8 protein-coding genes and 1 tRNA gene are annotated in these 7,209 nt (G+C 70.6%); 5 read left to right on the top strand and 4 right to left on the bottom strand.

Annotated elements, in window-relative coordinates:
- The first annotated feature begins 9 nt into the window (after window positions 1-9).
- Together KXC43_RS47650 and KXC43_RS47655 are read left to right on the top strand one after the other, a co-directional pair.
- Window positions 10-540: an RNA polymerase sigma factor gene (locus KXC43_RS47650; RefSeq protein WP_221382930.1), complete on the top strand. Its 531-nt coding sequence runs from the start codon at window positions 10-12 to the stop codon at window positions 538-540.
- Complete coding sequence (locus KXC43_RS47655) at window positions 537-1,289, top strand: hypothetical protein (RefSeq protein ID WP_221382931.1); 753 nt, start codon at window positions 537-539, stop codon at window positions 1,287-1,289. Before KXC43_RS47650 ends, KXC43_RS47655 begins: the two co-directional genes overlap by 4 nt.
- Before the next feature lie 2 nt (window positions 1,290-1,291).
- On the opposite strand, the gene KXC43_RS47660 is transcribed toward KXC43_RS47655, so the two are convergent.
- Window positions 1,292-3,310 carry a heavy metal translocating P-type ATPase gene (locus tag KXC43_RS47660; RefSeq protein WP_221382940.1) on the bottom strand — a complete coding sequence of 673 codons (2,019 nt, stop codon included), beginning with the start codon at window positions 3,308-3,310 and terminating at the stop codon, window positions 1,292-1,294.
- Between the two features lie 222 nt (window positions 3,311-3,532).
- Between KXC43_RS47660 and KXC43_RS47665 the strand changes: the two genes are divergently transcribed.
- The 3 genes from KXC43_RS47665 (at window position 3,533) to KXC43_RS47675 (ending at window position 5,732) form a co-directional block, all read left to right on the top strand.
- The gene (locus tag KXC43_RS47665) at window positions 3,533-3,880 is read left to right on the top strand and encodes a hypothetical protein (RefSeq protein ID WP_221382932.1); all 348 of its coding nucleotides are present in this window, start codon (window positions 3,533-3,535) and stop codon (window positions 3,878-3,880) included.
- Between the two features lie 23 nt (window positions 3,881-3,903).
- On the top strand, window positions 3,904-4,707 hold the full coding sequence (locus KXC43_RS47670) for an MOSC domain-containing protein (protein WP_221382933.1): 804 nt from the start codon (window positions 3,904-3,906) through the stop codon (window positions 4,705-4,707).
- 74 nt (window positions 4,708-4,781) lie between these two features.
- Entirely contained in the window at window positions 4,782-5,732 is a 951-nt protein-coding gene (locus tag KXC43_RS47675) for an expansin EXLX1 family cellulose-binding protein (protein ID WP_221382934.1), read from the top strand.
- Window positions 5,733-5,790: 58 nt separating this feature from the next.
- Here KXC43_RS47675 and KXC43_RS47680 read toward each other — a convergent pair whose 3' ends face one another.
- From KXC43_RS47680 to bcp, 3 genes are all read right to left on the bottom strand, one after another.
- Window positions 5,791-6,312, bottom strand: a complete 522-nt coding sequence (locus tag KXC43_RS47680) for a GNAT family N-acetyltransferase (RefSeq protein WP_221382935.1) — start codon at window positions 6,310-6,312, stop codon at window positions 5,791-5,793.
- A gap of 18 nt (window positions 6,313-6,330) precedes the next feature.
- A tRNA-Leu gene (locus KXC43_RS47685) sits at window positions 6,331-6,414 on the bottom strand.
- 181 nt (window positions 6,415-6,595) lie between these two features.
- Window positions 6,596-7,072, bottom strand: coding sequence for a thioredoxin-dependent thiol peroxidase (gene bcp / locus KXC43_RS47690; RefSeq protein WP_221382936.1), 477 nt, complete (start codon window positions 7,070-7,072; stop codon window positions 6,596-6,598).
- Window positions 7,073-7,209: the final 137 nt, after the last annotated feature.

Genomic DNA, 7,209 nt, shown 5'->3' on the forward strand with positions numbered 1-7,209 from the left:
GTAGGGGTCATGGACCACCAGGGAACAGCCGAGGAACGGTTTCGTGCGTTGCACGAGGACACGTTCGCCGACCTGCTCCGCTTCGTCGAGCGGCGGGTGCCGCCCGACGAGGCCGAGGACATCGTTTCGACCGTTTATCTGACCGCCTGGCGTCGCCACGCCGAGCTGCCGGAGGACGCGCGGCCCTGGCTGTTCGCCGTGGCCCGCCGGACCATGGCGAACCAGACACGCGGCTGGTTGCGGCGCCGGGCCCTCGACGTGCGGCTCACCGCGACCGAGCAGCACGAGGTGCCCGACGGAAGCTCCGGGACAGCGGCGCGGCTCGACCTTCAGCGCGCCTGGCGCTCGCTGAGCGCCGCCGACCGTGAGGTGCTGGCGCTGGTCGCGTTCGACGGGCTGACCGCCGACCAGGCCGCCACCGTTCTGAACTGCCGCCGCTCGGCGTTCACCATGCGCCTCGGGCGGGCCCGCAAACGGCTCCAGAGCGCGCTCGAACCCGCCACCCCTGACCACCCCCGCACCCTCCAGGAGCTGTCATGAACGACCTCGAAGAACTCGCCGTCCTCGACCCGGCCCGGCACACCGAACCCACCCCCGCGCAGTGGACCCGTTCCCGGAACTTCGTCGAGCGCACCATGGCCGGCCGCGCCGCCTCCTTCCCGGTGCGGCGGCGCTGGGTTGCCGCGGGAGCCGTCACGGTGGCCGCCGGCCTGGTCGGCGCGGTCGTGATCCCCTCGCTGGTGCCCGGCGTGACCGAGAAGGCGGTGGCTTCCTGGACCGCCATGCCGACGGCGCGCACCGGCGACCAGGTGCTGCCGCAGGCCGAGGCGTGCGGGGCCAGTGACGTCAGCGGCAGCTCGACGACGGTCAGCGCGTCCGACGTGATCCTGGCCGAGCAGCGCGGCGACGCGACGATGCTCATCATGCGCAAGACCAACGGCCACATCGTCGAATGCCTGGGCGTGGGCGACGACCGGTTGGCCTCGATGGGCCTGACCGACGGCACCCCCCTGCCACCGCCGCCCGCCGGTAAGCTGACGCTCGAGACCCGCAGCTCCTACGGCGACGACGACAACATGTTCTCGAACATCGTCGGCCTGGCCGGCCCCGGGGTCACCAGCGTCGAACTGCGCCTCAACGACGGCGGCACCGTGCACGCCAGCGTCAAGGCCGGCTGGTGGGGCGCCTGGTGGCCGGGTCCCGAGGGCGGCGAGGGCACCGACGAGTTCACCGTCATCGCCCACAGCGCGACCGGCGACACCACCTACCTCCCCTCCCAGTTGCCGTAGCGCTATTGATCTTCGGGGGCCAGGCGCACCCGGCGGAGGAGCTGGGCGTTCAAGGCTACGACGATGGTCGAGGCGCTCATCATGATGGCTCCCACAGCGGGGCTCAGAGTGAAGCCGGTCCAGGCCAGCACCCCGGCGGCCAGCGGAATGGCGACGACGTTGTAGCCGGCGGCCCAGGCCAGGTTCTGGATCATCTTGCGGTAGGACGCCCGGGACAGCTTGATCACGCTGGTCACGGCCCGGGGGTCGGACGAGGCCAGCACCACGCCGGCCGACTCGATGGCCACGTCGGTGCCGGCGCCGATGGCCAGGCCGACATCGGCTCGGGCCAGGGCCGGGGCGTCGTTCACGCCGTCGCCGACCATCGCCACGGTCAGGCCGCGCCGCTGCAGGTCGGCGACCGCCCTGTCCTTGTCGGCCGGCAGCACCTCGGCGAAGACCTCGTCGAGGCCCAGGTCGGCGGCCACGGCCTCGGCCACGGGACGGGCGTCGCCGGTGATCATCACCAGCTTCTCGATGCCGTGGGCGCGGAGCTGCCGGATGGCCTGGCGCGCCTCGGGGCGGATCTCGTCCTCGAGGGCGAACGCGCCGATCACCTGCGGGCTTCCCTCGCCCAGACGGACCAGGTGCAGCACGGCGGCTCCGCGGCGGGACCAGGACTCGGCGGCGGTGAGGAGGTCGGCCGGTGGTTGCGCGGACAGTTCGCGCAGCAGGGCGGGACCGCCTACGGCGTAGGTGTGACCGTTCACGGTGGCCTGGACGCCGCGGCCGGTCAGGGAGCGGAACCCGGTTGCGGTGGCGGTCAGGTCGCGGTCGCGGGCGACGGTGACCAGGGCCTTGGCCAGCGGGTGCTCGCTGTCGCTCTCGACGGCGGCGGCTGTGCGCAGCACCTCGTCGTCGGTGTGGCCGGCGGTGGCGGCAATGCCGGTCACCGTGTGGGCGCCCTTGGTCAGCGTGCCGGTCTTGTCGAAGAGAACCGCGTTCACGGTACGCATCCGCTCGAGCGCCAAGCGGTCCTTGACCAGGATTCCGGCTCGGGCCGACAGGGCCGTGGACAAGGCGATCACCAGCGGGATGGCCAGGCCGAGAGCGTGCGGGCAGGCGATGACCAGCACCGTCACCGTACGCACCACGGACTGGTCGAGGCTGCCGAGCGACCACCACGTCACGAAGGTGATCAGGCCGGCCGCCGCCGCGACATAGAACAGCCAGGCGGCGAAGCGGTCGGCCAGCACCTGCGCCCGGCCGCCGGCCGCCTGGGCCTGCGCGACCAGGCGGCCGATGCCGGCCAGGGCGGTGTTGTCGCCCACGGCGTCGACGTCGATCCGGACGGCCGAGTCGGTGGCGACCGTGCCCGCCACTACGCGGTCTCCCGGCGTACGGGAAACCGGACGGGACTCGCCGGTGATCATCGACTCGTCCATCTCGGCCATGCCCTCGGCGATGCGCCCGTCGGCGGGCACCCGGCTACCCGAGCGCACGAGCACGCGGTCGCCGACCTTCAGGGCCGACACCGCTACGTCCTCGGTCGTGCCGTCGGCCTTCACGAGCGTGGCCTCGTCGGGCAGCAGGGCGGCCAGCGCGGAGAGGGCGCCCTGGGCCTGGCCGATCGCCTTCATCTCCTGCCAGTGGCCCAGCAGCATGATCGTGACGAGGGCGGCCAGCTCCCACCAGAAGTCCAGGTCGAACAGGCCGGCGCTGGTGGCGAGCGAGGCGGCGTACGCGACCGTGATGGCCATCGCGATGAGCAGCATCATGCCGGGGGCGCGGCTGCGGATCTCGCCGACCGCGCCGGTGAGGAACGGCCGGCCGCCGTAGAGGAACACGAACGTGCCGAGCACCGGGCCGACCCACGTGATGCCGGGGAAGTCCAGCGAGTAGCCGAACCACTCCATGACCATGTCGCTGGTCACGACGATCGGCACGGTGAGCGCGAAGCTCAGCCAGAACTTCCGCCGGAAGACCGCCGGATCATGCCCGGCGTGCCCGCCATGCCCGGCATGGTCGCCGTGGCCGGCCATGTCTCGGCCCACAGGCAGGCCGTGCTCTTCGTGGCGGTGCTGATCGGACAGCGCATGTGGGTGCGTCTCGGTCATGGCTACCCACCTCCTTCCACGAACTTATACCCCTAGGGGGTATAAGTCACCAGGCTGACGGCGGGTCCAAGACATGGCCTGCAGCACATTGGATGATCCGGCAGTCGACCTTGGCCGCGGTGGGCAGCGGGCGGGAACGAAAGGCTGATGGCTCGTGAAGAGTCGGACACCCATGCTGTTCCGGGCCGAAAACGCTCGGAGTGTTCATCACCGGCGCATCAACCACCGAGGACCCCGCCCCGGCCGCACCCCGCGGACGTTTCGGGTTCTTCGGAGATCAGAACGGGCCGCCCCGCCCCCTTCGACGTCGCCATCTCGGCCGATGCCAGCACCGACGCGGTGCGGACCGGCCGCGTCTACGCCCTGACCGAGGGGCAGGCCGCGCAGGCCCGAGTCTTTCTGGATCGCCAGAGCAGGCCGACCGGGAACGATGACGACTGTTTCGACGACCCGCCCGGTGAGGCCAAGTCCAAAGGTGTTCGCATGCCGTACTGAGCCGGCCGTGCGACCCTTCGGGGATGCGCATCACGGCTCTGTACACGCACCCGGTCAAGGGGTGTCATCGCGTCGAGCACGACACCGTCCGGGTCGAGCCGTGGGGCCTGGCCGGCGATCGCCGGTGGGCGATGGTCGACGCGGAGGGCGTGGCCATCACCCAGCGCGACGCGGCTGTCCTCACCCAACTGACTGTCACGCCCCGGCCCGGCGGTCTGCTGCTGAACGCGCCCGGTCTGCCGCCGCTGGCGGTCGATGAGCCGGTGGACGGCCCCGAGGAACACGTGCGGGTGTTCCGCCGCAAGCCTCCGCTGCCCGCCCGCGTGGCCGAGAAGGAGTGGAGCAGCCGGTTCCTCGGCTGCGACGCCCGGCTCGTCTGGCAGGCCGACCCGTCCGGGCGGTCGATCGAGTCCCACGCCCGGCCCGGCGAGCCCGTGAATCTGGCCGACGGGTTCCCGGTGCTGCTGGCCAACGAGGCCTCGCTGTCGGCGCTCAACGACTGGCTGGCCGAAGCGGGGGAGGAGCCGGTGCCCATGACCCGGTTCCGGCCCAATCTGGTGGTCGGTGGGGCCGAGCCGTGGGCCGAGGACGGCTGGCTCGGCGGCCGCCTGCGGATCGGCGCGATGACCTTCCGGGCGGCCAAGGAGTGCTCGCGCTGCCTGGTCACGACGATCGATCAGGAGACGGGGGAGACCGGCCGGCAGCCGTTGCGGATGCTGGGCGAGCGGCGGCGCTTCGGAAACGCCCTACTCTTCGCTATCAACCTCATTCCGGATCAAACGGGCGAATTGCGCGTCGGTGACCCGGTGGAGGTCTCGACCGGGTGAAGCAGGCCACCCGAGTCTTAGGAGTGTCTTAGGAAAGTGGCGCTGCGGTCGCCGTCCGCGCAGGATCGCTGACCGTGACCGCTTCTCGTCTGTTCTCGCCCCGCTGGCTCGCCCTCGGTGGCGCCGGCGTCCTCGCCGCCGTCCTCGGAGTGGCGCTCGTGCTGCAGAACAGCGGCTCGGCCTGTGCCGCTCCGCCGTCCACCTCGGCGGCCAAGGGGAAGGCAACGTACTTCTTCATGGAAGGCACGCTCGGCAACTGCTCGTTCCCGAGCGTTCCGGCCGACGACCTCTACGTGGCGCTCGGGCAGAAGAACCAGTACTCGAACGGCGCTGCCTGCGGCACGTACATCGACGTCACCGGGCCCAAGGGCAAGGTCCGTGTCAAGGTCATCGACTCCTGCCCGGAATGCCCGGTGGGCCACCTCGACCTGAGCCTCACGGCGTTCAAGAAGATCGGCAAGCAGTCGGACGGGATCATCCCGATCACCTACAAGGCGGCGCCCGGCGCGGCGGTTCCCGGGCCGATCTCCGTACGGGTGAAGGAAGGCTCCTCGCAGTACTGGCTGAGCGTGCTGATCGACAACCACTCCAACCGGCTGGCCTCGGTGAAGATCGCCGGCAAGGGCGGCAGCTTCAAGTCGGCCACCCGCGAGGACTTCAACTACTGGACGATCCCGAGCGGCGTCGGCAACGGCCCCTTCAAGGTCAGGATCACCGATGTGTACGGGAACTCGGTGACCGCCGGCAACATCAAGCTGGCCGTGGGAAAGACCCAGAAGACGACGGTCAGACTGGCCGGCAGCATCAAGGCGCAGCCCGAGAAGGCCAAGGCGACCAAGAAGGCCGTCAGCAAGAAGGCGACGCCGAAGCCCACCGCGACCAAGGCGTCCCCGAAGCCGAAGGCGTCGTCCTCGTCCGCGGCGGCCCCGCTGCTCGAGTCGACCGTCGAGGCGGCGCCGCCCGCCGTCACTCAGCCGGCTGACCTCGACGCGAATCTGGCCGCCAACACCCCCCGCTGTTCCTGACAGTTCCCCACCGCACCCGGCCGGACGCGATCTCCCCGTCGCGCCCGGCCGGCTGCGATCAGGGCTGCAGAGGGAGCCAGAGCAGATATTCGTCCCGATCGTCGCCGGGACCGACCCGCAGCGCTCCGGGGATGCGGCCCACCTGTTGATAGCCGAGCCGCTCGTAGAACTTCTCGGTGCCGGCGCCCCCGCGCACGGTCACCTGGAGAGCCTCGAGGCCCAGGTCGCGGGCGAGTTTCTCGGCCTCGCGCATAAGGGCGGCGCCGTAGCCGCGGCCCTGCTGCCCCGGGGTGACCATGACCCGCTTGAGCACCCGCCAGTGCTCCTTGAGCGCGAACTGGTTGCTGACGACGAAGAGCAGGGCAACCAGTTCGTCGTCGTCGAACCCGGCCAGCAGGTGATCGATGCCCGCTTCGACCGCCGTGAACGCGGCCTGCGCGACCGGCGCGACCTGCGTACGGGAAACCGGCGCGACGAAGCCGACCGCCCCGCCGGCGTTGGTGACCTCGACCCAGAGCGCGACGATGCCCGCGCGCAGGGCCGGGGTCAGCGGCGGATCCACTACGAACTCGATTGCCATGCCGCCATCATTCGCCAGTGCGGAAGGGGGGACTTGAACCCCCACGCCCTTTCGGGCACGGGCACCTAAAACCCGCGCGGCTGCCGATTACGCCACTCCCGCCCGGGCCGCCCACCGGGCGGCCACGTGCACCAGAGTCTAGACGGTCGGGGGCCGGATCGAACGGGCCGGATAGGCACGGCGGCCGCCTCGCGGATCATGCCGCGTGACAGCCGCCGTGGTCAGAGGGGACCGTCAGAGGGTCCTGCCGTAGAGATCGGCCGCCGCGGGACCGACCGTAGGGTCAGTCGATGCCAAGATCGCGCCGCAGCTTGGCGACGTGGCCGGTGGCCTTGACGTTGTAGAGGGCCCGCTCGACGACGCCGTTCTCGTCGATCACGAAGGTCGACCGGATGACCCCCATGACGGTCTTGCCGTAGTTGTTCTTCTCGCCGTACGCGCCGTACGCCTTCAGCACGCTCTTGTCCTCGTCGCTGACGAGAGGGAACGTGATGGCGTCGCGCTCGCGGAACTTGGCCAGCTTGGCCGGAACGTCGGGGGAGATGCCGACGACCTCGTAGCCGGCCGCCTGCAACGACCCCAGCGAGTCGCGGAAGTCACACGCCTGGGTGGTGCAGCCGGGCGTCATCGCGGCCGGGTACGCGTACAGCACGACCTTGCGCCCGCGCAGGTCCTTGAGGGTGAGCCGGTCGCCGTTGTCGGTCGGCAGGCTGAACTCGGGCGCGGTGTCGCCGGCGGAGAGGCGAGCGGTCTCAGTCATGCCGAAGACGATAGACCGCCGGTCCGCAAGCGCGACGAAAAGCCCGCCCGGCTCACATAGCTAGTGTCGTGAGTCGTTAATGCGGGTGCAGTAACGCTTGATGGATTCGAGGATCTGGTCGGCGGTCTTGGTCCAGA

Origin of the sequence: Paractinoplanes polyasparticus (assembly GCF_019710575.1) — a bacterium.
GTDB classification, from domain to species: Bacteria; Actinomycetota; Actinomycetes; order Mycobacteriales; family Micromonosporaceae; genus Actinoplanes; species Actinoplanes polyasparticus.